This window comes from Streptomyces sp. NPDC005374 (genome assembly GCF_042872225.1).
Classification (GTDB): Bacteria; Actinomycetota; Actinomycetes; order Streptomycetales; family Streptomycetaceae; genus Streptomyces.
In genome coordinates this window covers 1-24,312 of record NZ_JBIAKA010000018.1, presented here as the reverse complement: position 1 = coordinate 24,312, position 24,312 = coordinate 1, and the positions used below count along the sequence as shown (strand labels likewise).

Sequence of the window (24,312 nt, the reverse complement as noted above, 5' to 3'; positions counted from 1 at the left end):
ATGTCCGGTATCGAGATCCGCAAGGTCACCGCCCGCATCGGCGCCCACGTATCCGGCGTCGACCTCACCGAGCCCCTCGACGAGGAGACCGCCACCGCGGTGCGCGATGCGCTCAACGTCCACAAGGCGCTGGTCTTCAGTGACGTGAACCTCGACGACGAGGGCCAGCAGGCCTTCGCCCGGCACCTCGGCGAGCTCACCACCGCCCACCCGACCGTGCCCGCGATCAACGGCGTCCCGAACGTCCTGCCCGTCGACAGCGAGGGCGGCCGGGCCGCCAACCACTGGCACACCGACGTCACCTTCGTCCTCAACCCGCCGCAGGCCAGCACCCTGCGCAGCCTGACGATCCCGTCGTACGGCGGTGAGACACTGATCGCCAACTCGGCGGCCGCCTACCGGGATCTGCCGGAGCCGCTGCGCCGGCTGGCCGACGGCCTGTGGGCCGAGCACACCAACGACTACGACTACGCCGTGCCGGACGAGACGCTGGACGAGGAACAGGCCGCCCGGCGCGCCCAGTTCACCTCGATCACGTACCGCACGGCCCACCCGGTCGTCCGCGTCCACCCGCTGACCGGTGAACGCGGCCTGTTCATCGGCGGGTTCGCCCAGCGGATCGTGGGCCTGTCGCCGGGCGAGTCCCGCAAGATCCTGGACCTGCTCCAGTCGTACGTGACCCGGCCGGAGAACATCCTGCGCCACCGCTGGTCCGAGAACCAGCTCGTCCTCTTCGACAACCGCATCACGCAGCACTACGCCGTCGACAACTACGACGGCCTGCCGCGCCGACTGCACCGGGTGACCGTCGCCGGGGACATCCCGGTCGGCATCGAGGGCAAGGAGAGCTACTCGATCGAGGGCGACGCCTCGCATTACTCGGCCGTAGCGGCGTAGTCACAGCGGGTTCCGGCACGGCTTGGACGGCGGGCGGCCTTCCCTTCGACCTGGGGAGGCTGTCCAGGACCGAGCCCCGGCACGCCCCACAAAGGCCCCCCGGTTCACCCGCGGGGGTCTTTTTGTTGCTAGCGTGTAGTTGCAAGCTTGTTGCAATAAGAGGTTCGGAGGGGCCCACCCATGTCCGTCTACACGCTGCCCGAGCTGCCGTACGACTGCTCCGCGCTCGCGCCCGTGATCAGCCCCGAGATCATCGAGCTGCATCACGACAAGCACCACGCCGCCTATGTGAAGGGGGCGAACGACACCCTGGAGCAGCTGGCCGAGGCGCGTGACAAGGAGTCGTGGGGCTCGGTCAACGGGCTGGAGAAGAACCTGGCCTTTCATCTCTCCGGGCACATCCTGCACTCGATCTACTGGCACAACATGACCGGTGACGGCGGCGGCGAGCCCCTGGAGGCCGACGGCGTGGGCGAGTTGGCGGACGCGATCGCCGAGTCCTTCGGCTCCTACGCCGGTTTCAAGGCGCAGCTCACCAAGGCCGCGGCCACCACGCAGGGTTCGGGCTGGGGCGTCCTCGCGTACGAGCCCCTCAGCGGACGGCTGATCGTCGAGCAGGTCTACGACCACCAGGGCAACGTCGGCCAGGGCTCGACCCCGATCCTGGTCTTCGACGCCTGGGAGCACGCCTTCTACCTGCAGTACAAGAACCAGAAGGTCGACTTCATCGAGGCCATGTGGGCCGTCGTCAACTGGCAGGACGTGGCCCGGCGTTACGCGGCCGCCAAGTCCCGCGCGGACGTACTGCTGTTGGCGCCCTGAGCGGCACCACCCAGGAGCGTCCTGCCTCGTGATCGTCTTCTCACCCTTCATGACGGCAGGCGGAAGGAAGCGAGGCCCCCGCGAGGACATGACTCGCGGGGGCCTCGCCTGTGCTGCCGTGGGCTCTACGGCTTGCGGCCGACACCTCCGTGCTGGCCGATCGGCGCGGGTGTCCCCCCGCCCTCGGGACGCCACAGCGGGACGGAGACCACGCCCGGCTCCACCAGCTCCAGGCCCTCGAAGAACGCCTCGATCTTGTCGACCGGCCGCAGGAAGTAGGGGACCGCGCCGGTCTCGTTGTAGGCGTCCTGCGCCTGCTCGTAGTCCGGGTCGGTGCCGCGGGAGCCGTCGTTGACGCAGAGGTAGCTGCCCGAGGGCAGGCCCGCCAGCAGGCGGCGGACCAGGTCCCGGGCCAGGTCGTAGTCGGCGACATGCCCCAGCAGACCGCTGAGGATCAGGGCCGTGGGACGGGTCAGGTCCAGGGTGCGGGAGGCCGCGTCGAGGATCTTCTCGGGCTCGTAGAGGGTCAGGTCCTCGTACGCCGTCACACCCTCCGGGGTGGAGGTGAGCAGGGCGCGGGCGTGGGCGAGGACCAGCGGGTCGTTGTCGACGTAGACGATCTTCGATTCGGGGGCACCGCGCTGGGCGACCTCGTGGGTGTTGTCGACCGTGGGCAGGCCGGTGCCGACGTCCAGGAACTGGCGGATGCCCGCCTCCTCGACCAGGTACCGGATGCTGCGGCCGAGAAAGGCGCGGCTGCTGCGGGCGATCGTGACGATGCCGGGGAAGACGGCGGTGTACGCGTCACCGGCCGCCTCGTCCACGGGGTAGTTGTCCTTGCCGCCGAGCCAGTAGTTCCAGATCCGGGCCGAATGCGGCACCGAGGTGTCGATCTCCGTCATGGTCCTATCGTGCTACGACCTGTCCGGCTCGCACGGCACATTGAGCGAGAGAAGTGCCGCGGATCCCTTCTCGTCGAGGCGGAGTTCGCTGATCGCCGCGTTGCGCAACCGCGGGAACACTCTGCGGTACTCCCTGGCCGGGATCGACAGCAGTCTGCACAGCACCAGGCGCAGCAGGGTGTTGTGGGCGACGACCAGGACACGCTCGCCGGGGTGGGCGGCGGCGATACGGCGGAGGGCTTCCGTGCCGCGGTCCGCGGCTGCCTTCGGGTCCTCCGCGCCCGGGAAGGGATACGTCACCGGGTCCGCACGGAAGGCCTCGGCCGCGTCGGGGACCTCCGCGGCGAACTCCGCGAGGGTGCGGCCCTCCACGACACCGAAGTCGCACTCCCTGAGCCCGGGGTCGCGGTGCGGGGTGAGGCCGAGGGCCTGGCAGGCCGGTTCGGCGGTGGCGATCGCCCGGGACAGGTCCGACGTCCAGATCGCGTCGGGGCGATGTTCTGCGGCCCATCTCCCGAGTGCCTCCGCCTGCGCGCGGCCCTCGTCGGTGAGTCCGATGTCGCTGATGCCCGCGTAGCGGTTCTCGGCGTGCCAGATGGTCTGGCCGTGGCGGGCCAGCAGGAGGGTTGTGCCGGTGCTCATGGCTTGGTCCCGTCTTCGAGTGCGGCGCCGTCGTGGCTGGTCGCGCAGTTCCCCGCGCCCCTGAGTAGGTTGGCGTCCAGGCTGGTTCCTCAGTGCAGTCGGCTGTGTGCGTGCGCCGCCACCTGGGTCGGGAGCCAGCCTCGCTTCGTGAGTTCGTCGATGAGGCGGGCGTACGGATCGGCGAAGCGTGCCGTGCGGGCGGGGTCGGGTTCCAGGAGCGTGCGGATGCGGACCATGCGCCCGGCGATGTCCGGCAGGGGCACGCCGGTGACGCCGTGGACGGCCAGCGCGGCCATTCCCAGGGCCGGTTCGGGCTGTTCGGGGACGCGGGCCGGGCGGGCCAGGATGTCGGCGCGGAGCTGGTTCCAGTACGGGCTGCGGGCCGCGCCCCCGGTGAAGGTGAGCGGGCCGTCGAGCGGGGCGCCCAGGTGGTGCAGGTAGTCCAGGCACAGGCGCTCCGCGAACCCCACGCCCTGGAGGATCCCCGCCCAGCGGTCGGCGTCGTCGGCGGGGGTGCCCAGGAGGAGGGCGGTGGCGTCCGGGGCCAGGAAGGGGAACCGTTCGCCTCGCGACACCAGCGGGTAGGTGACCGTGCCGGACGGCTCGAAGGCGGCCGCGCGCTCGTCCATGGCCACGGGGTCGGCGTCCGCGGGGAGCGCTCCGGCGCCCACGCTCGACGCCCCGCCCGGCAGCCATGTCCCGCCCGGCGCACGGTGGTTGTAGACCACGCCGGTGGGGTCCAGGACCGGTTCCGCGGTGGCCCCCTTGAGGACGAGGGTGGTGCCGAGCACCGAGTTCCAGGAGCCGTGGCGCAGGGCGCCCGCCGCGATCTGGGCCGCGCAGCCGTCGGTCATCCCGGCGATGACGGGGGTCCCGGCGGGGATGCCGGTCGCCTCGGCGGCGGCCTGGCAGACCTCGCCGAGCCGGGTGCCGGGGAGGACGACCTCGGGGAGGTCCAGGTCGATATCCGGCCAGGTGTCGCGCAGAAGGTCGTAGCCCGTCTTGAGGGCGTGACTGGAGTCGGTGGGCACCGGCCGGCCGACGAGCAGGGCGGTGACGACGTCGGGCTGGTGGGTGACCCGGCCCTTTCCGTGAGCGCCGACGAGCCACAGCGCCTTGGGCAGCGCCCAGGTGTCCTGTACGGCGAGTCCCGCCTCCCGCAGCCGTGCCGCCCGGTCCGCCGCGCGTGAGTCGTCGTACATCAGCGCCGGGCTCGTCGGGCGTCCTTCGGGGTCCGTCAGCAGGACCGTCCCGGACGTCCCGCACACCGCGAGCCCGCCGATCCGTACGCCCGTCAGGGTGGTGAGCGCGGACCGGGACGCGGTGCGCACCGCCTGCCACCACTCCCCCGGGTCCTGCTCGTGCCGCCCGCCCTCGCGCCGGCCGCCGAGCGGGGCGGAACCCCGGCCCAGCACGGTTCCGTCGGCCGTCACCGCCAGTGCGCGCACGCTCTGGGTGCCGAGGTCGATCCCCAGCCACGCCGTCTCGTTCCGGTCAGTCGTCTCTGTCATCGGGGCCTCCCACCCGCACGGGGTCTATGCGTACCCCGGACACGCGGCTCAACATCGTCTCAGTGAAGCAACGACTCGGAGGTCGACGATGACCCAGAGGACCGATCCCGTACGTGTCGTGGCGGCCGGCGACCACTTCGTACTGCCGGGGCTGATCGCCGGGGCCGTCGCGGCCGAGCTGGGCGGCATCCCGGTCAGGACGAGGGAGTTGACGCTCGGCTGGCCCCTGGAGCCCTTCGGGCCCGTCTCGGAGGTGACGGAGGCGAGCGACGCCGAGGACGAACTGATCGAGGCGCTCGCCGGAGCGGAGGTACTGGTCACCCAGATGGGCCCGGTCACCGAACGGGTGCTGAAGGCGGCCGCCGATCTGCGGCTGGTCGTGGTCTGCCGCGGCGGCCCGGTCAACGTGAACCTCGACGCGGCCAAGGCCCGTGACGTGCGGGTGTGCTTCGCGCCCGGCCGCAACGCCGCCGCCACCGCCGAGTTCACCGTCGGCACCCTGCTCTCCGCGCTGCGCCGCATCCCGCAGGCCCACGGTCTCCTCGCCGGCCAGGGCAGCTGGGAGGGCGCCGCCTACTACACGTACGAGCACAGCGGTCTGGAGCTGGAGGACCTGCCCGTCGGACTCGTCGGCTACGGCGCCGTCGGCAGCCGGGTCGCGCGCGTGCTGTGCGCCTTCGGGGCGCAGGTGATGGTGTACGACCCCTATGTGCGCGGCGAGATCCACGGCCTGCGCGTGTCCTCGCTCGACCAGCTCCTCGGCCGCTCCCGGGTGATCACCCTGCACGCCCGTCTCACCGCCGAGACCCGGCATCTGATCGGCGCCCGCGAACTGGCGCTGCTGCCGAAGGGCGCGGTCGTGGTGAACGTGGCCCGCGGACCGCTCGTCGACGAGGCCGCCCTGTGCGACGCGCTGGAGAGCGGCCAGGTGTCGGCCGCCGCCCTCGACACCTACGAGCAGGAACCGCTGCCCGCGGACTCCCGGCTGCACGCCCTGGCCGACCGGGTCGTCCTCACCCCACACCTCGGCGGGGCGAGCCGCGCGGTGGCCGAGAAGGCGGCGAGGATCGCGGCGGAGGAGGTGGGCCGCTGGGTGCGGGGGGAGCGGTTGGCGCACTGCTTGACGTGACCGAGAAGGGATTTCCATGTACGTCGGTATCGATGTGGGCACGTCCGTCGTCAAGGCCGCCGCCTTCGACGCCGAGGGCCGTCAACTGGCCGTCGAATCACGCCCGGTGGAGCTCTCCCTGCACGGCGGGTTCGTCGAGCAGGACATGGCGGAGGTCTACGACGCCGTGGTCGAGGTCCTCGGCAGGCTCACCGGGCGGGTGCCCGAGCCGGTGGAGCTGGCCGGGCTGACCGGGCAGGGCGACGGGGTGTGGCTGGTCGACCGGAAGGGGCGGCCGGTGCGGTCCGCCGTCTCCTGGATGGACGGGCGGGCCCACGAACTGCTCGACCAGTGGCTGGCGGACGGCACGTTCGAGACGGTGTTCCGGCGGACGGGCGGCGCGATGTTCCCCGGCTCGCCGGGGCCGTTGCTGGCCTGGCTGGACCGGCACGACCCGAAGTCCCTGGACGCCGCCGCGGCCGCCCTGTACTGCAAGGACATGGTCTTCCAGCGGCTGACGGGTGCGGAGCGGGCCGTGACGGACGTGTCGGACGCGTCCATGCCGTTCCTCGACCCGCGGACCCGGACGTACGACAACCGGGTGGTCGAGCTGCTGGGACTCACCCGTCGCCGGGGGCTGCTCCCGTCCGTCGGGGATCCGATCGCCACGGGTTCGGCCCGGGGGGAAGGGCTGCCGTCCGGGACGCGGATCTCGAACGGGCCGTACGATCTGCCGGCCTGTGCGCTCGGCGCCGGGGTCACCACGCCGGGCGACGGGCTCCTCATCGTCGGGACCTGTCTGGCGGCGCTGGTCGCCACGACCGAGCTCGATCTGAGCGGCGAGCCCGCCGGGCTGTACATCTCCACCGACCGGCCGGGGCACTGGCTGCGGGCGATGCCGGCGATGGTCGGGACGGCGGCGCTGGACTGGGTGCTGTCCACGACGGGCGTCACCCACGCCGAGGCCGACGACCTGCTGGCCGCGACCCCGCCGGGGGCGCACGGGGTTCGGGTGCTGCCGTACTTCGCGCCCTCGGGCGAGCGCGCCCCCTTCGTCGAGCCGCATCTGCGGGCCGAGCTCAGCGGGGTCTCCCTGGAGACGACCAAGGCCGACCTGGTCCGGGCCACCTGCGAGGGCATCGGGTACGCGGCCCGGCACTGTCTGGAGGCGGCGGGACTGATGGGGTCGCTCGCGGTGTGCGGGGGCGGGACGCGGAGTTCGGCGTGGATGCAGCTGCTCGCCGATGTGCTCGGGCGGCCGCTCAGGGTGGTCGAGGGCGAGGTGGGGGCTCGGGGGGCGGTGTTGGCCGCGGCTGAGCGGTACGGGGTTTCGCTTGATGCCGGGGTCTGGACCGAACCCACGGCGATCGTCGAGCCGGATCCTGGGCGTTCCGCGTACTACTCCAAGGGATTCCAGGAGCATGTGGCTCGGTTGGATGTGGCTCGGGGACAGGCCGGTCGTTAGCTGCGGCGCCGTCGTGGCTGGTCGCGCCGTTCCCCGCGCCCCTGGGTGGGTGGGGGTGCACGGTGTTCATGCGGTGCTCGAACTGTGGGGGGACTCTTCAGGAGTTTCGAGCCCTCACCGATGAAGAACAGGCGTTCGTCCGGGAGCACAAGCCCAGGCATACCCGCCTGGGCTCGTACTTCCGGTGCTCCCGTGAAGGGTGTCTGCGGTACCAGCGGCTCGGGGACCAGAACGACGGAGGTTCCTTTCCCGAGCCGAAGAAGTGACTACAGGTTGCTGAAGTCCGGGCCCTTCGTGCGGGAGCGCTTGATCTCGTAGAAGCCCGGGACCGAGGCGACCGCCACGGTGCCGTCCCACAGCCTGGCGGCCTCCTCGCCCTTGGGGGCCGGGGTGACGACCGGGCCGAAGAAGGCGATCTGCTCGCCGTCGGGGCCGGGGACCGCGATGACCGGGGTGCCGACGTCCTGGCCGACCTTGTCGATGCCCTCCTTGTGGGAGGCGCGCAGCTCGGCGTCGAACTCGAAGTCCTTCTGGTCGAAGTACTCGATCAGGTCGGCGGGCAGACCGACGTCCGCAAGGGCGCCTTCGACGGCCTCGCGCACCGGGCCCAGGCCCTCGTTGTGGATACGGGTGCCGAGCGCGGTGTACAGCGGGCCGAGGATGTCGGAGCCGTGCTTCTGCCAGGCCGCGGTGACCACCCGGATCGGCTGCCAGGCCTTGGTCTCCAGCAGCTCGCGGTACTCGTCGGGAAGCTCGTCGATCTTCGGCTCGTTCAGCACCGCCAGGCTCATGATGTGCCAGCGCACCTCGATGTCCCGGACCTTCTCGACCTCCAGGACCCAGCGGGAGGTCATCCAGGCCCAGGGGCACAGCGGGTCGAACCAGAAGTCGACGGGGGTCTTGCCGGGAGCGCTCGCGGACTCGGACATGGGTCTCCTAGAGAAGAGTTCTTTTCCCCTGGCAACACCGGCCGCCGCCTTCCCCATTCCCGGCTGACCGATGTCAGGGGCACATGGCAGGATCGGCCTGTCCGCATGCTGAACACGACCCGAGGGAGCGCCCCCCGTGCCCGGTGAGAATCTGTCCCGTGACGAGGCCCGGGAGCGGGCCGCCCTGCTGTCCGTCGACGGGTACGACGTGTCCCTCGACCTGCGCTCGGCGGTCGGCGACCAGGCCGGGGACGGTCCGCGGACGTTCCGGTCCGTGACCACGATCCGCTTCCGGTGCAACGAGCCGGGCGCGTCCAGCTTCGCGGACCTGATCGCCCCGAGCGTCACGGCGCTCTCGCTGAACGGCCGGGACCTCGACCCGGGCGAGGTCTTCGACGGTTCCCGGATCGCCCTGGAGGACCTCGCCTCCGACAACGAGCTGATCGTCGACGCCCAGTGCGCCTACTCCCGCACCGGCGAGGGCATGCACCGCTTCGTCGACCCCGAGGACGGCGAGGTCTACCTCTACACGCAGTACGAGCCGGCCGACTCCCGCCGGGTCTTCGCCAACTTCGAGCAGCCGGACCTCAAGGCGCCGTACCGCTTCGAGGTGCGGGCCCCCGAGGGCTGGACGGTGTGGAGCAACGGAGCCGGGGACCTGTCCGACGGGGTCTGGCGGTTCGCGGAGACGAAGCCGATCCCGACGTACATCACGTGTGTGGTGGCGGGCCCGTACCACTACGTCACCGACTCGTACTCCCGTACCTTCGCCGACGGCACGACGCTGGAGATCCCGCTCGGCGCCCTGTGCCGCAAGGGGCTCGCCCCCTACTTCGACTCCGACGACGTCTTCCTCGTCACCAAGCAGGGGCTGGACTTCTTCCACGAGCACTTCGACTACCCGTACCCCTTCGGGAAGTACGACCAGGCGTTCGTGCCCGAGTACAACCTCGGCGCGATGGAGAACCCGGGGATCGTGACCTTCCGCGAGGAGTTCATCTTCCGGGGCAAGGTCACGCAGACGTCCTACGAGGGCCGGGCCAACGTCATCCTGCACGAGATGGCGCACATGTGGTTCGGTGACCTGGTCACCATGGTGTGGTGGGACGACCTGTGGCTGAAGGAGTCCTTCGCGGACTTCATGGGCACCTTCGCCAACGTCGGCGCGACCCGCTTCAAGGACGCCTGGATCACCTTCGCCAACCGCCGCAAGGCCTGGGCGTACCGCGCCGACCAGCTGCCCTCCACGCACCCGATCACGGCCGACATCCGCGACCTCCAGGACGCCAAGCTCAACTTCGACGGCATCACGTACGCCAAGGGCGCGTCCGTGCTGAAGCAGCTCGTCGCGTACGTCGGCCAGGACGCCTTCCTGGAGGGCGCGCGGCGCTACTTCAAGCGGCACGCGTACGGCAACACGGGCCTCGGTGACCTGCTGTCGGTGCTGGAGGAGACCAGCGGGCGCGACATGGGCACGTGGGCGCGGTCCTGGCTCCAGACGGCCGGGGTCAACTCCCTCACCCCGCAGGTGCTGTTGAACGCGGAGGGCCGGGTCGACGAGCTGGCGGTCGTGCAGGAGGCGGCCGAGTCACACCCGGAGCTGCGGCCGCACCGGGTGGCGGTGGGCCTGTACCGCCACTCCGGGAACGGCGCGCTGGAGCGGTACGCACGCGCCGAGGTGGACGTCGACGGCCCGCGTACGGTCGTGGCGGAGCTGGCCGGCGCCGAGGCACCGGAACTCGTGCTCGTCAACGACGACGACCTGACCTACTGCAAGACCCGCTTCGACGCGGGCTCCGTGGAGACCCTGAGGGCGGGGCTCGGTGATCTGACCGACCCGCTCGCCCGGGCCCTGTGCTGGTCGGCGCTGTGGAACATGACGCGGGACGCGCTGCTGCCGGCCAGGGAGTTCGTGGACATCGTGCTGCGCTTCGCGGGCCGCGAGTCCGACATCGGCGTCCTGCAGATGCTGCATGCCTGGGCCGAGTCGGCCCTCGTGCACTACGCGGCGCCCGCGTGGCGGGACCAGGGGGCGGCGCTGCTCGCCGAGGGGGCCGAGCGGGAGCTGCTCGCCGCCGAGCCGGGCAGCGGACAGCAGCTGGCGTGGGCGCGGTTCTTCGCGCGGACGGCCGAGAGCCCGGCCGGTTTCGAGCTGTTGCAGGGCCTGCTGGACGGCACGTCGGCCATCGAGGGGCTGGAGGTCGACCAGGAGCTGCGGTGGGCGTTCCTGCACCCGCTGACCGTGTCGGGGCACGCCGACGAGAAGGCGCTGGCCGCCGAACTCGCCCGCGACGACACCGCGTCCGGCAAGCGGCACCAGGTCCGCTGTCTGGCCGCCCGTCCGTCCGAGGCGGTGAAGGCGCAGGCGTGGGCGCAGATCGTGGAGTCCGACGCGCTCTCCAACGCCCTGGCCGAGGCGACCATCTCGGGCTTCAACCAGCCGTCCCAGCGGACGCTGCTGGAGCCGTACACGGAGAAGTACTTCGCGGTGCTCGAGCGGGTGTGGCAGGACCGTTCGATCCAGATCGCCATGAACATCGTCTCGGGACTGTTCCCCTCGCTGCGGGACTCGCGGGCCACGCTGGACGCGGCCGACGCCTGGCTCGCGGCGCACCCGGACGCGGCGCCGGCGCTGCGGCGGCTGGTGCTGGAAGGGCGGGACGATCTGGCGCGGGCGCTGCGGGGGCAGGAGTGCGACGCCGGGGCCGTCAACCACGGGTGACCTCTGGCCTGAGCTTGGGCGCCCGGTAGCCGTTACGAAATACGGTCAATAGCAGCCGTAACCCCTGGTCCGACCCGAATGGACCAGGGGTTTTCGCTGCCTACTCGGCACCCGAACACCCGTCCTTTAGTACTGCCTTGTCCGTATTTGTCGACGGACGTGTAACAGCGGTTAGGAGCCGGACGAACTGCGGGAATCTCCGCTGCATGAACCACAACACCCCGGTCCCCCCGCTCTCCCCCCGCCCCCTGCGCCACCTCGCCGAGGTGCACCGCCGCGTCGTGACGGCCGGCCGGCTCCGCACGCAGGGCGTCTCGGCCGCCGAGGCGAACGAGCAGTGCCGGCCCGGCGGGCCCTGGCAGCAGATCCTCCCGGGCGTGTTCCTGCTCCACCCTGGCCCGCCGACCAGCGAGGAGCGGCTGCACGCGGTGCTGATGTACGCGGCACGCGAGCGCGGCACCGGGGTCCCCACGCAGCCGGGCGCGGAGGAACCGCACCGGCCGGTCTACGCCGAGGCGATGATCACGGGACTGGCGGCGCTGACACTGCACGGGTTCACCTCGACCCCTCCCCTGCCCTCCCTGGACCGGATCGACGTCCTGGTGCCCAGGCTGCGCCGGCTGCGCTCGACGGGCGGCGCGCGGATCGTCCGCACCTCGGCACTCCCCGCCCCCGAACAGGTCACGGGCCTCCCGGTCGCCCCGGTCCCGCGCGCCCTCGCCGACGCGGTCACCGAACTGACGGACGCGGGCACGGTACGCAGGCTGCTCACCGAGGCGGTGCGCGGCGGCCACTGCGAACCGGCCGCCGTCGTCCGGGAGTTGAACAACGCCAAGCTGCTGAGCCGCCCGCACGTGGTGGACGCGGTGGACTCCCTGCTCGCCGAGGGCCGCGCGATCGCGGAGGACCGGCTGTACCGCATGGTCGAGGAGTACGGCCTCCCGGACCCGGTGTGGAACGTGGACCTGAGGATCCCGGGCGGGCCGCACCTCGGCGGCCTGGACGCGTACTGGCCGGAGCAGGCGGTCGCCGTCGAGCTGGACACCCGCGCCCCGCGTCAGGGCCACCGCGAGGACGACGACGCCCTGTGGTCGGAGTACGCACGCAAGCGCGAGCACCTGGAGCGGCTCGGCATCACGGTCGTCCACATCACGCCGCGCAAGCTGCGGGAGGCGTTGGAACAGCAGGCGGCGGTCGTCCGCACGGCCCTCATGGCCTCCGGCGACCGGGAACCCGCCGCCTATGTCGTGGTGCTGCCCCGGTAGTGACGGACCGGGGCGGGGCCAGGAGGGGAGAGGAGGGGCCGTCGGCATCGGGGATGCCCGCGGCCCCTCCTCCAAGTCGGGGCGCCGGCCGGGGAGTTCGGCGCACGTTCGCCCTGGTGGCCCGCTCCTGGACGGGGCGCCGGACGGACGGCTTCGCTCCGATAGCCTGAGGCCACCGCGGGCCATCCGCGCGTTCGTACCGGGATGATCGTGGAGAATAGTCGAGTGTCGAGCCGCAGAGTTCCTTCGGGTGCCTGGATAACCGCCCTGCTGGTGGGCGCACTGGTCACCGTGGGTGCGCTGGCCGTGCAGGCACGCCAGCACGCGCCGAAGGACAGCCTGGGCTCCAGCGCTTCCACGCCGGCCGCGAAGCCCTCCGGGTCGAGCACTCCGAAGGCACAGAGTCCGCTTCCGGGCGATTCCGGCACCGGTCGTCGGGTCGTCTACTCCACCGGCCAGAAGCGTGTGTGGCTGGTCGACGTCAACGGCGGCGTCCTGCGGTCCTTCACCGTGTGGGCCGGGACCATCACTCCCGCCCCCGGGTCGTACAAGGTCTCCTTCCGGCGGGAGCAGGGGACCGGATCCGACGGGGTGGCCATCGAGCACGCCGTCTACTTCGGAACCAGCTCGGCCTTCTCCAACGCGGTGGACGGCTCCTCCCCGTCCCCGAATCCCGACCTCCGCACCGGCGCCATCCGCGAGCGGGTCGCGGACGGCGCCGCCATGTGGGCGTTCGCCAGCATGGGCACGACGGTCAGCGTGGTGAAGTAACCGCTCCCTCCGCCGCCCTCAGCCGGCCGGGGACTCGTCGAACTCCCTGAAGACGTCCGCGGCGGCACGGTCCAGCAGGGCCGCGTACGACGCGATCATCCTCGTACGGCTGAAGCGTTCACGGCTCGCCGCGAGGGCCGGGGCCAGGTCGGTGCGGGAGGCCGCCGCCTGTGACCAGGCCGCCGCGATCTCCTCCGGGTCCGGGGCCGTGATCAGGCCGTGGCCCGCCACGATCGCCGCGCTGTCGCCGACGTCCGTCGCCACCGGGACCGCGCCGCACATCATGCCCTCGATCAGGCACAGGGGAGCCGCCTCGCCCCAGGCGGAGGTGAGGGCGACGACGTCGGAGGCGGCGTACAGCCCCTCCATGTCACGGCGGACGCCCAGGAGGCGCAGACGGCCGGTCAGGCCCTGCCGCGCGCCGAACGCCTCCGCGATGTCCGCCGTCAGGCCCGTGTTCGCCGCCGCCATGCCCGCCCCGCACATCAGCACCTGCCCGTCGGGGACGCGGTCGAGCCAGGCGCGGGCCGCGGCGAGCAGCAGGGGCACGTTCTTCATGGCGTCGTAGCGGGCGGCGAAGACGACCACGGGGGCCGCGGGGTCGATGCCGAGTTCCGTGCGGACCGCGAGGCGGCGGGCCGCGTCGGGGCGGAAGCGGAAGAGGTCGACGCCGTTGGGGATCACGTGGAGCAGGCCCGCGGGGATGCCGGCGGCCAGGTAGGCGGCCCTCGTGGACTCGGCGCAGCAGACGCAGGCCACGACCGTGCCGTCGGCGATGGCGGCCTTCAGTTCGTCGAGGGCGGCGCCCTGGTTCTGCGGGTCGGAGCGGTGCAGGCAGACCACGACCGGGCGGCGCGGCAGGCCCGCCTGGTTCAGCAGCCCCAGCGGCTGCTCCTTCAGGGACAGGATGACGTCCGCGCCGGCCGTCGCCCGGGCTGTTTCGGCCAGCTCCGCACCGGTGAAGTCGGCCGAAACGCCGGTGCCGCGGAACGTGCGGCCGAGGGTGGTGACGCCCACCCCGGCCGCGGTCAGCGCCCGGTAGCAGGTGTCGTCCGCCATCCGCTGACGGGTCGCCTCCCGGTGCACCTCGCCGTACAGGCTCAGCACCTCATGGTGCTGGCCGCCCTCAGTGAGGCCCAGAACGATGTCACTGTGCACGATCCGGGCCCCGCCGGAGAAGAAACCCTCGTACACCGACAGCACCCGCAGTTCGCGTCCGGTACGCACACGACCACCCGCCTCGCACATGAATCGAGCCATCCCCGTGAAGTGCGGGTTAGCCGATATGAGGCGGTACGGACATTACGTCCGGATGAACTGGGTGCTTCGGATCCGGGTCGGCGCGGCTACCCGCCGCAGAACTCCGCGTCGATCACCGCGTCGCTGTCCCCCGACCAGTCGCCGTTGAAGTTGAAGGCGACCGAGTGCCGGCCGTCCGCCGTGGTCACGGCCTCGGAGGACGAGCCGTGGATGCCGCCGCCGTGCCCCCACACATGGACCCCGCAACTGAGCTCGCGGTCCATCAGACCGAGGCCGTACCCGGCGTTCGGGATGCCCGGGGCGGCCACCGTGGTCTTCATCTCCTTCAGCTGCTTCGGCGGGAGCAGTCCGCCCTTCAGCAGGGCCGAGTAGAAGCGGTCCAGATCGGCCGAGTCGGAGATCATCTCGCCCGCCGAGGAGGCCAGCGAGGGGTTCAGCCTCGTGACGTCGTACGTCGGCCCCGTCGCGGTCTGCGCCAGCTTGGAGTAGGCCCGGCTGCTGGGCTGCGGGACGGTGACGCGGGTGCCCGGCACCGAGGTGGCCGTCAGATGCAAGGGGCCGATGATGCGGTGGCGGATCTCCTCGCCGTACGACCGGCCGGTGACCTTCTGGATCACCATGCCCGCCACGACGTAGTTCGTGTTGGAGTAGTTCCAGGACGCGCCCGGCGCGAAGTCCGGCTTGTGAGCCATGGCGATCGCGACGAGATCCCCGGGGCTCTGGGTGTCGTAACGGTGCTTGAAGAAGCCGTCCTTGAGGAAGTACGTCCGCCCGAACGTGTCGTCGGCGGTGTAGTTGAAGATCCCGCTGGTGTGGTTGAGGAGCTGACGGAGGGTGATCCGGCGGCCGTCGTGGCCGTTGCCGCGGACCAGGCCCGGCAGCCACTTCTCCACCTTGTCGTCGAGCGACAGCCGTCCCTCCGCCTCCAGTTGGAGCAGCACGGTGGAGACGAAGGTCTTGGTGATGGAGCCGACGCGGTAGCGGTCGTCCGCCGAACGCGGCGCGTGCGTCTTCAGATCGCCGACCCCGGCGGTGGCCGACCAGGTGCTCCGGCCGTCCTTCGCCGTCAGCGTCACACCCGGCACACCGTCCTTCACCGCGGCGCGGACGGCCCGGCGGGTCGCGTCGTGGTCGCCGGGCCCGGCCGCCATCGCCGGACCGGCGAGGCCGGCCGTGAGCGCCACGGCCGTCGTCGCCACCACCACTGTCGTACGTACGGTCATGTCTTCCCCCTGTCCGGTCACGCTCGGCGAGCGCGATCGGCGGGGGAGACTCACACCGGAGGACGAAGGTTGAGGTGGATCAAGGAGGTTGGGCCGGTTTCAGCCCTTTTTCAGGACCAGCTCCGTGTTCCGGTCGCTCGCGGCGCCGCCGAGCTTGTCGCTGCCACCGGGGGCGTTGTAGGCCAGTTCGCGGTAGAGGGCGGCGAGGCCGGTCTGGGAGAGGTCGGTGAAGTCGGTGCGGTGCGGGGCCGCGGACTCGATCAGGGTGGTGAAGACCGAGAGCGTGCCGTCCTTGTTGTCGACCAGCTCGATGACCCGGGCCAGGTGCGGGAAGTCGATGTGGGAGGCAGTGGAGATCTCCCAGAAGGAACGGCCGCCGGAGGCCTGGTGGGCGGTGATCACGTTGCGGTGGATGTGGCCGTTGACCCAGGCGACGACGTTGCTGTGGCCGGTGAGGACGGCGACGACCTCCTGACCGCTGTGCCGCCGCTCGCCCGGGTGGGCCGGGTCGGGGCGGGTGTTGTCCATCGAGTCGCTGGTGTGGTGGCTGAAGACGACGACGTGGGAGTCCTTGTTCTCCCGCAGCGTCCGCTCCAGCCACCGCAGCTGCTTGGTGCCGACGGACCCCTGGTAGTGGCCGCCCGGGTCGGTGGTGTCGAGGCTGATGCCGACGACGTCGTCCGCGATGCGGAAGCTGTAGTACTGGGTGCCCGCGTCGAGGTTGGCGGTGGAGTAGCCGTGGCCGACCGGGCCCACGCCCCGGTGCGCGGGGTCGAGGTGGGCCGTGAGGTAGTCGCGGGAGGTGTAGGGGGCTCGCCGCTCGTCGGGGGTGACCGTGCGCATGTTCCGGGCGTGCGCCTTGAGCAGGTCGCGGAAGGCGTGGCCCTGGGGGTCGGAGGCCTTCCTGATCATGTCCTGGAGCTTCTTCGACTCGGACGCGGGCAGCGACATGAGCTTCTTGCCGCCGACGGCGTACTCGGCGAGCCAGGAGTCGCCGTGGCCGTAGCAGCCCAGCGGAAGGCTGTCGTGGTTGCCGACCGTGGAGTACCAGGGGATGTTCAGGCCGGGGCTGTTCACCTCGCGGATGGCGGCGGCGAGGTAGCCCTGAAGGTGCGGGAAGCCGAGCTGTTTGTCGTTGTCGCGGGTGGTGGAGTCGGGCTGCCAGTACTGCTTGAGTCCGCTGTTCTGGACGCCCTCGTAGTGGCGCGGGTCCCCGGAGTTGGGGGTGATCCGGCCGCCGCTCATCATGGTGAGGAACCAGTCGAGCTCGGTGTGCGAGTTGTTGTCGGTGTTGTCGCCGGTCGTCATGGCGAACTGGAGCGGGGCGCCGGTGACGGGGCCGGCGCGCAGCGCGTTGATCCGCTCGACGAGCGAGATCGCGCCGGGCACGGTCAGCGCCTCCTGGGGCCGCCAGGCGTGCACGTCGGTCGAGCGCAGGTACTCCAGGCGCGTCGGGTGCTGGCTGTCCATCAGGTGCAGGTCGGTGAGCTGCACGAACGCGGCCAGAGAGGTACGGCGGCCGGCCCGTCCGGCCTTCGGCGCGGCGAGTTCGGAGCGCACCTTGCGGCTCCAGCCGGTTCCGTCGCCCAGGCGCCGGTAGCCGGAGCTGGTGCGGGGGGCGGCGACGGAGGCGACGGTGGTGCCGCGGGTGTACGGGGCGAGGGGGGCCTCGGCCGGGGCGGCGGCCTTGTGGACGGTCTGGGCCACCGGCGCCTCGGCCGGAGCGGCGGTGGTCGCGGCCTGGCTGTCGGTGGGCCGCAGGGCGTAGCCGACGCCCGCGGAGACGGCGGCGGCGCCTGCGGCGGCGAGGACGGTACGGCGGTGGACCCCCAGCGTGCTGCTGGCGACAGAGCGTGTGCGCGACATGGCGCGATCTCCCCGAGTGCGAACTGCGTCGGCAGTGGTCACGGGTGATCGCGTTCGCGAACAACCCGTTCTCACTGGATGCTTGGCACTGGGGATGACCTGCGCGTGAACGAGACGGCAACGCGCAACGCCGATCACCGTACGTCGATCTTGGCCCACCCTGCGCGTTCATGAGCGCTCGTCGAACGGCCCGGGAGCGGCTACGCCGTGTTCATCTTCCGGGGTACGACACCTATCCCCCGGGCTGTCCGGTCACCGGGCGTTCCCGCCACAGGCGCAGGCCGCAGTCGACCTGGGGCGCCTGCTTCAGCGCGGGGACCGCGTCCAGGTCGTGCCATTCGGCCATGTCCGTGGAGCCGCCCACCTCGAAGCGCAGTTCACCTCCGGTGACCCGGGCCTCGTACATGAGTCCCACGTGGTGCCGGTCGACCGTGCGGCCGAAGGAGTGCCGGGTCTGGAAGCGCACCGATCGCACCCCGAGCAGCCCGGTGACCTCGACGCGGTAGCCCGTCTCCTCCTCGACCTCCCGCAGCACGGTGTCGTAGGGGTCCTCGCCGTGCTCCATGCCGCCGCCGGGCAGCGTCCACTCCGGTTGGCCGTCGTTGACCCAGCGGGCGAGAAGAACCTGTCCGTCGCGGACACACACGGCGTAGGCCGCCACCCTCAACTTCTTGCGCATAGGAGGAAGTTAGCCCGCCGGGGTCCGGATTGTCCGGTGGGCTTCCGGGCCCGGTCCAGGCGAATAGTCCGCTTCCTCACGCATCTTCTCCAATATCACGAAAGACCGTGAAGAACCCAAAGGGCATCGCGGGTTTTCCCCATACACCCATATCGATTCGGTCAACTCTCCCTAAACATCCTTCCCATGGGTAAAGCTGGGCGCTCATCCGGGGTCGTATTCCGGATCATCGTGGCCAGGATCGATCGGTCCCGGTCACATGCCTGCTCGTTCCTTTACCTACAAGGGATGCCGATGACCCTCACCCCCCAGCCCACTGAGACAACGGGCGCGAGACGTGTGGCGCGAATAGCGGTGGCGGCCGGTCTGGTCGCCGCCCTCTCCGCGGCGGGGCCGATACCCATGGCCTTCTCCGCCGCGAACGACGCGCCCGCCGCCGACCCGGGCCTGAAGTCCGCCGCCGCGAAGCTCGGTTCGGACGACGCCGACGCGCTCGCCGAGGCCAAGGCCGACGGCGACAAGAGCATCACGCTGATGGTCGCCACGGCGCCCGGCAAGACCGAGCAGGTCGCCGCGGAGCTGGACGCGGTCAAGGGCGGCCTGGTGGGCCTCACGTACGACAAGCTCGGCTACGTCCGGGCCACCGTCCCCACCGCGAAGGCGGACTCGGCCATCGCCGCCGCCGCGAAGCTCTCCTCCGTGCACGGCATCGACGTCAAGCAGGACATCCCGCTGGACGACCCCACGCCGAGCGCCGACACCGTCAAGGGTGCCGCGGGCAAGGCCACGAAGACCTACCCGGCGCCGAGCGCGAAGACCCCCGCCGAGAACCCGTACAACCCGTCCTTCGAGACGGGCGCCGTCGACTTCGTGAAGGACCACCCGAAGGCGGACGGCCGCGGCGTCACCATCGGCATCCTGGACTCCGGCGTGGACCTCGGCCACCCGGCGCTGCAGAAGACCACCACCGGTGAGCGGAAGATCGTCGACTGGGTGACGGCGACCGACCCGGTCTCCGACGGCGACGCCACCTGGCGACGGATGAACAACCCCGTCAGCGGCCCGACCTTCACCATCGCGGGCGCCACCTGGAAGGCCCCGGCGGGCTCCTACCAGTTCAACCTGTTCCGCGAGTCGGCCACCACCGGCGGTGACGCCAAGGGCGACGCCAACCGCGACGGCGACACCACCGACGTCTGGGGCGTCCTCTACGACGCGGCCGCCGGGACCGTCCGCGTCGACCTGAACAACAACCAGGACTTCAGCGACGACACGCCGATGAAGCCCTACAAGGACGGCTACCAGGTCGGCTACTTCGGCACGGACAACCCGTCGACCGACGTCGTCGAGCGCCAGCCCTTCGTCGTCGAGATCCGCAAGGACGTCGTCTTCGACGCCGCCGGCAGCAAGTCCGACTACGTCAACATCGGCGTCATCGAGTCCGAGCACGGCACCCACGTCGCCGGCATCACCGCCGCCCACGGCCTGTTCGGCGGCAAGATGAACGGCGCGGCCCCGGGCGCGAAGATCGTCTCCTCGCGCGCCTGCACCTGGACCGGCGGCTGCACCAACGTGGCGCTGACCGAGGGCATGATCGACCTCGTCGTCAACCGCGGCGTCGACATCGTCAACATGTCGATCGGCGGCCTGCCCGCACTCAACGACGGCAACAACGCTCGCGCCGAGCTCTACACGCGCCTCATCGACACCTACGGCGTCCAGCTGGTCATCTCCGCGGGCAACTCCGGCTCCGGCGCCAACACCATCGGCGACCCGGGCCTGGCCGACAAGGTCATCTCGGTGGGCGCGGCCGTCTCCAAGGAGACCTGGGCCGCCAACTACGGCTCGCAGGTGACCAAGAAGTACTGGCTGATGCCCTTCTCCTCGCGCGGCCCGCGTGAGGACGGCGGCTTCGCGCCGACCCTGGTCGCCCCCGGCGCCGCGATCAACACCACGCAGACCTGGCTGCCGGGCTCCCCGGTCGCCGAGGCGGGCTACACGCTGCCGGCCGGCTACTCGATGCTCCAGGGCACCTCGATGGCCTCCCCGCAGGCCACCGGCGCCTCCGCGCTGCTGCTGAGCGCCGCCAAGCAGAAGGGCATCGCGCTCACCCCGCAGGTCCTGCGCACGGCCCTGACCTCGACCGCCGGCCACATCAAGGGCCTGCAGGCGTACGAGGAGGGCGCGGGCCGCATCGACATCGTCGACGCCTGGGACGCCATCACGCACAAGGCGACCGCCTCCGACTACACGGTCAAGGCGCCCGTCGACACCGCCCTCGACCAGCTGCTGAAGACCCCGGGCTTCGGCACCGGTCTCTACGACCGCGAGGGCGGCCTGAAGGCCGGCCAGAAGAAGACGTACGACGTCACGATCACCCGTACGTCCGGCGCGGACAAGGCGATCCGGCACAAGCTGCGCTTCGAGAACAACGCCGGTGACACCTTCAAGGTCGTCGGCAAGGGCGACGTGACGCTCCCGCTGAACCAGCCGGTCACCGTCAAGGTCCAGGCCGCGCCGAAGTCCGCGGGTATCAAGAGCGCCGTCCTGGAGCTCGACGACCCGAGGACCGAGGGTGTCGACAAGCAGATCATGACCACGGTCATCGTCTCGACGCCGGTGAAGTACACCTTCTCCGCGTCTAACACCGTGCAGCGCAACAGCACGCAGCACTACTTCCTGACCGTCCCCGAGGGCGCCACCGCCCTGGAGGTCGCGATCGGCGGGCTCAAGGACAAGAGCCAGACCCGCTTCATCTCGATCCACCCGTACGGCGTCGCGGTCGAGGACACCGGCACCCCGTACTGCTACAGCAACTACCCGAACACCAACGGCTGCAAGCCCGACGTGCGTTCGTACGCGAACCCGCAGGCCGGTGTCTGGGAGGTCGAGGTCGAGTCGCGCCGCACGTCGCCGCTGCTCGACAACCCGTACAAGCTGGACGTCGCCGTCTACGGCGCGGTCTTCGACCCGGCGACCGTGACCGTCCCCGAGGCCAAGGTCGGCACCCCGGTCACCGCCTCCTGGACGGTGACCAACAAGTTCGCCGCGATCGACGGCAAGCTGGCCGGTGGCCCCCTCGGTTCCTCCAAGTCGGCCCGCCCGACGATCACCGAGGGCGTCGTCCAGACCAGCACGGTCGAGGTGCCCGCGGGCGCCACGTCCCTCGACGTCGTCATCGGCAACGTCTCCGACCCGTCCGCCGACCTCGACCTGACGGTCAAGAACGCGGCGGGCACCGTGGTCGGCCAGTCCGCCGACGGTGACTCGGAGGAGGCGGTCTCGGTCGCCTCGCCCGCCGCCGGCACGTACACCGTCGAGGTCGCGGGCTACGCGGTCCCGGCCGGTTCCACCGCGTACGACTACCAGGACGTGTTCTTCTCCAGCGCCCTGGGCACCGTCAGCGTCGACGGCACGCCGGTCAAGATCGCGACGGGCGGCTCGGCGACCGTCTCCGGCAGCGTCACCGCCCTGGCGGCCGCACCGGCGGGCCGTGAGTTCTTCGGCCAGGTCAGCCTCGTCAACACGCGCGGCACGGTCGCGGGCGTCGGCAGCGTGAAGATCGAGAAGGTCACGCCGTAACACTTCTCCGTACGGCGATGAGGGCGGGCGTCCATCCGGGCGCCCGCCCTTTCTCGTGCCTCAGCCCCGTCTCTCAGCAGGACAGCGTGCGCGACTCGGGCAGCGAGGCGACGACCCAGGCCCGTTCCCGGGCGACCGCCTTCTCACCGACGGCCCAGTGGTCGGGGACCGGCGAGCCCTGGGTCACGCCGAACAGGACACGGGTGCCCTGGGCGAGGGGCTCAGGGAGGTCGTGCTCACCGATCACGTACGTGAGGTTCTCGACGCCGGTGGCCGGCTTGTAGGAGTAGGTGACATGCACGGTGACCTGGAGTTCTCCGGGGAGCCGTCGGACCACGGTGACCTCGCCCTCGGCGACCGTGGTGGCGCAGGCCAGGTAGACCGGGGTACCGAAGCGGACCGTGGCCTGCGCCTTGGAGGATCCCGAGTCGGCCGAGCTGATGTTGTCCGCACCACTGTGTCCGACGAGCCAGCCCAGACCCGTGACCACACTGGCCACGGCGGCCACCGCGAGGGTGCCGAAGGCCAGGGTGCGGGCGCGGCGGCGGGCCGGGGAGGGCGGCCGTAGTCGCGGGGGAACGGGTTTCCGGACGGCCGGCGGTTCGGCGAGCGTCTCGCCGAGGATCCCGAGCTGCTCCCGCAGCAGGGCGATGTCGGTCTCGGCCGACCGGTACTCGGCCATGAACGCGGCGTCCTCGCGGGCCTCGCCGGCCGGTTTCTCGCCGGTGATCGCGGCCATGAGCGCGTCGCCGTCGTATGTCTCGTTCTCGGCGCTCATGTCACACCACCTCGTCCTCGTGCAGGCGGGCTCGCAGGGCCCGGACCGCCGTGTGCAGGCGGCTCTTGACCGTGCCCTCCGGGACGCCCAGCTCCTGGGCGATCGAGCGCACCGGCAGGTCGGCGAAGAACCGCAGCACGAGGACCTGGCGCTGCTGGTCGGGCAGCTCGTCCAGGCCCTGGGCGACAGCGAGGGAGAGCACGCTGGTGTCCTCCCCCGACGGGTGCTCGTGCTGGCGCAGCGAGGCCAGCCGCTCCCCCAGCCGGTCCTGGCGCTTCCTGGCCCGGTGCCAGTCCATGGCGAGGTTGGAGGCGACCACGGCGGCCCACGCGGACACGTCCCGCGGCGCCTCGTACCCCTTCGCCGCCCGCTCCAGCAACCGCAGACGGACCTGCTGCACCCCGTCCGGCAGGTCCGTCTGCGGCACCCCGCCCAGGGCGAGCACCGCTCGCACCCGGCGTTCCTGCGCCGCGTCCAGAGGATCGTCGTCCTCCTGGACCCGGCGTGCCCTTCTGCGCAGCACAAGCCACCCCTCCCCGCGTTTCCTCTACGACGCCGCAGCGCACGGAAACGTTCGGCGGATCCCGGGACTTTCGCGCAGAGGCGTACGTCACACCGTCCAGCCGTCCATTCCTCGGGCATGGGGCGCAAAGAATTGGACAGGCGGACCCGGGTCGGCCGCATGATGGAAACGCCGCAGACATACAGGAACACGTGAGGGAGTCACCGTGAGGGTCGGAATCGTCGGAGCCACCGGTCAGGTCGGCACGGTCATGCGCGGGATCCTCAAGGAACGCGCCTTCCCGGTCACCGAGCTGCGGCTGTTCGCCTCCGCGCGCTCGGCGGGTTCGGTCCTGGACGGTGTGACGGTGGAGGACGCGGCGACGGCCGACTACAGCGGGCTGGACATCGTGCTGTTCTCCGCGGGCGGCTCGACCTCCAAGGCCCTGGCCGAAAAGGTCGCCTCGCAGGGTGCCGTGGTGATCGACAACTCCTCGGCGTGGCGCAAGGACCCCGAGGTCCCCCTGGTCGTCTCCGAGGTGAACCCGCACGCCATCGCGGACCGCCCCAAGGGGATCATCGCCAACCCGAACTGCACCACGATGGCCGCGATGCCGGTCCTGAAGGTGCTGGACACCGAGGCGGGCCTCGAGACGCTGATCGCCACCACCTACCAGGCGGTGTCCGGCTCCGGCCTCGCGGGCGTGGCGGAGCTGCACGGGCAGGTGCAGAAGGTCGCCGCCGACGCGGACAAGCTCACCCACGACGGCAGTGCGGTCGACTTCCCCGAGCCGCAGGTCTACAAGCGCCCCATCGCCTTCAACGTCCTGCCCTTCGCGGGCAACCTCGTCGAGGACGGCCTGAACGAGACCGACGAGGAGCAGAAGCTCCGCAACGAGTCCCGCAAGATCCTCGAGCTCCCCGAGCTGAAGGTCTCCGGCACCTGCGTACGCGTCCCGGTGTTCTCCGGCCACTCCCTCCAGATCAACGCCCGCTTCGCGCGTCCGCTCAGCCCCGAGCGCGCGACCGAGCTGCTGGCCGGTGCCCCCGGTGTCGCGCTCTCCGACATCCCGACCCCGCTCCAGGCGGCCGGCAAGGACGTCTCGTACGTCGGCCGCATCCGCCGCGACGAGACCGTGGACAACGGCCTCGCCCTGTTCGTCTCGGGCGACAACCTCCGCAAGGGCGCGGCCCTGAACGCGGTGCAGATCGCGGAGCTGGTGGCGGCGGAGCTGTCCGCGAAGTAGGTCTCCCGCTTCTCCTCGCGCGAGGGGTGGGCGCCCCGGTTGGGGGGGCCCCCCCCCCCTCGTTTTTTTACCTTGTGGGCCCGGGCGCCCGGGGGGCGGGGGGGGGGTAGATTGGGCGCACCGTATGTTGGAGGCGGCACAG

Annotated in this window: 19 protein-coding genes; 9 read left to right on the top strand and 10 right to left on the bottom strand. The window is 71.2% G+C overall.

What is annotated here, in order from left to right; translation table 11 throughout:
• Both ACFYRX_RS36205 and ACFYRX_RS36200 read left to right on the top strand, forming a co-directional pair.
• Positions 1-897, top strand: coding sequence for a TauD/TfdA dioxygenase family protein (locus tag ACFYRX_RS36205; protein WP_389109387.1), 897 nt, complete (start codon positions 1-3; stop codon positions 895-897).
• Positions 898-1,077: 180 nt separating this feature from the next.
• Positions 1,078-1,719, top strand: coding sequence for a superoxide dismutase (locus ACFYRX_RS36200; protein ID WP_389109385.1), 642 nt, complete (start codon positions 1,078-1,080; stop codon positions 1,717-1,719).
• Between the two features lie 125 nt (positions 1,720-1,844).
• On the opposite strand, the gene ACFYRX_RS36195 is transcribed toward ACFYRX_RS36200, so the two are convergent.
• The 3 genes from ACFYRX_RS36195 to ACFYRX_RS36185 form a co-directional block, all read right to left on the bottom strand.
• Positions 1,845-2,621, bottom strand: coding sequence for an SAM-dependent methyltransferase (locus ACFYRX_RS36195; protein WP_389109382.1), 777 nt, complete (start codon positions 2,619-2,621; stop codon positions 1,845-1,847).
• A 12-nt stretch (positions 2,622-2,633) separates the two neighbouring features.
• On the bottom strand, positions 2,634-3,263 hold the full coding sequence (locus ACFYRX_RS36190) for a histidine phosphatase family protein (RefSeq protein ID WP_389109380.1): 630 nt from the start codon (positions 3,261-3,263) through the stop codon (positions 2,634-2,636).
• Between the two features lie 89 nt (positions 3,264-3,352).
• Positions 3,353-4,774, bottom strand: a complete 1,422-nt coding sequence (locus ACFYRX_RS36185; protein WP_389109378.1) for an FGGY-family carbohydrate kinase — start codon at positions 4,772-4,774, stop codon at positions 3,353-3,355.
• 88 nt (positions 4,775-4,862) lie between these two features.
• On the opposite strand from ACFYRX_RS36185, the gene ACFYRX_RS36180 reads away from it, so the two are divergent.
• Both ACFYRX_RS36180 and ACFYRX_RS36175 read left to right on the top strand, forming a co-directional pair.
• Positions 4,863-5,903, top strand: coding sequence for a 2-hydroxyacid dehydrogenase (locus tag ACFYRX_RS36180; protein ID WP_389109375.1), 1,041 nt, complete (start codon positions 4,863-4,865; stop codon positions 5,901-5,903).
• 16 nt (positions 5,904-5,919) lie between these two features.
• Positions 5,920-7,347, top strand: coding sequence for an FGGY family carbohydrate kinase (locus ACFYRX_RS36175; protein WP_389109372.1), 1,428 nt, complete (start codon positions 5,920-5,922; stop codon positions 7,345-7,347).
• Between the two features lie 266 nt (positions 7,348-7,613).
• On the opposite strand, the gene ACFYRX_RS36170 is transcribed toward ACFYRX_RS36175, so the two are convergent.
• Positions 7,614-8,276 (bottom strand): disulfide bond formation protein DsbA, encoded by a 663-nt coding sequence (locus tag ACFYRX_RS36170; protein ID WP_389109370.1) that lies wholly within the window; start codon positions 8,274-8,276, stop codon positions 7,614-7,616.
• A 136-nt stretch (positions 8,277-8,412) separates the two neighbouring features.
• Here ACFYRX_RS36170 and pepN point away from each other — a divergent pair, with 136 nt between their 5' ends.
• From pepN to ACFYRX_RS36155, 3 genes are all read left to right on the top strand, one after another.
• Positions 8,413-10,998, top strand: coding sequence for an aminopeptidase N (pepN, locus tag ACFYRX_RS36165; RefSeq protein WP_389109368.1), 2,586 nt, complete (start codon positions 8,413-8,415; stop codon positions 10,996-10,998).
• 206 nt (positions 10,999-11,204) lie between these two features.
• Positions 11,205-12,263, top strand: coding sequence for a hypothetical protein (locus ACFYRX_RS36160; RefSeq protein WP_389109367.1), 1,059 nt, complete (start codon positions 11,205-11,207; stop codon positions 12,261-12,263).
• Between the two features lie 225 nt (positions 12,264-12,488).
• Complete coding sequence (locus ACFYRX_RS36155; protein WP_389109364.1) at positions 12,489-13,034, top strand: hypothetical protein; 546 nt, start codon at positions 12,489-12,491, stop codon at positions 13,032-13,034.
• Between the two features lie 18 nt (positions 13,035-13,052).
• On the opposite strand, the gene ACFYRX_RS36150 is transcribed toward ACFYRX_RS36155, so the two are convergent.
• The 4 genes from ACFYRX_RS36150 to ACFYRX_RS36135 form a co-directional block, all read right to left on the bottom strand.
• Entirely contained in the window at positions 13,053-14,237 is a 1,185-nt protein-coding gene (locus ACFYRX_RS36150) for a glycosyltransferase (protein ID WP_389109840.1), read from the bottom strand.
• A gap of 143 nt (positions 14,238-14,380) precedes the next feature.
• Positions 14,381-15,517: a serine hydrolase domain-containing protein gene (locus tag ACFYRX_RS36145; RefSeq protein WP_389109363.1), complete on the bottom strand. Its 1,137-nt coding sequence runs from the start codon at positions 15,515-15,517 to the stop codon at positions 14,381-14,383.
• Between the two features lie 99 nt (positions 15,518-15,616).
• Positions 15,617-17,383, bottom strand: coding sequence for a TIGR03767 family metallophosphoesterase (locus tag ACFYRX_RS36140; protein WP_389109361.1), 1,767 nt, complete (start codon positions 17,381-17,383; stop codon positions 15,617-15,619).
• A 232-nt stretch (positions 17,384-17,615) separates the two neighbouring features.
• Complete coding sequence (locus ACFYRX_RS36135) at positions 17,616-18,062, bottom strand: NUDIX hydrolase (RefSeq protein WP_389109359.1); 447 nt, start codon at positions 18,060-18,062, stop codon at positions 17,616-17,618.
• Positions 18,063-18,356: 294 nt separating this feature from the next.
• Here ACFYRX_RS36135 and ACFYRX_RS36130 point away from each other — a divergent pair, with 294 nt between their 5' ends.
• Positions 18,357-21,644, top strand: coding sequence for a S8 family serine peptidase (locus ACFYRX_RS36130; RefSeq protein WP_389109357.1), 3,288 nt, complete (start codon positions 18,357-18,359; stop codon positions 21,642-21,644).
• A gap of 73 nt (positions 21,645-21,717) precedes the next feature.
• Here the strand turns inward: ACFYRX_RS36130 and ACFYRX_RS36125 are convergent, their stop codons facing one another.
• Both ACFYRX_RS36125 and ACFYRX_RS36120 read right to left on the bottom strand, forming a co-directional pair.
• Entirely contained in the window at positions 21,718-22,422 is a 705-nt protein-coding gene (locus ACFYRX_RS36125; RefSeq protein ID WP_389109354.1) for a hypothetical protein, read from the bottom strand.
• 1 nt (position 22,423) lies between these two features.
• Positions 22,424-22,945: a sigma-70 family RNA polymerase sigma factor gene (locus ACFYRX_RS36120; protein ID WP_389109351.1), complete on the bottom strand. Its 522-nt coding sequence runs from the start codon at positions 22,943-22,945 to the stop codon at positions 22,424-22,426.
• Positions 22,946-23,150: 205 nt separating this feature from the next.
• Here ACFYRX_RS36120 and ACFYRX_RS36115 point away from each other — a divergent pair, with 205 nt between their 5' ends.
• Entirely contained in the window at positions 23,151-24,170 is a 1,020-nt protein-coding gene (locus ACFYRX_RS36115; RefSeq protein WP_389109348.1) for an aspartate-semialdehyde dehydrogenase, read from the top strand.
• Positions 24,171-24,312 lie beyond the last annotated feature (142 nt).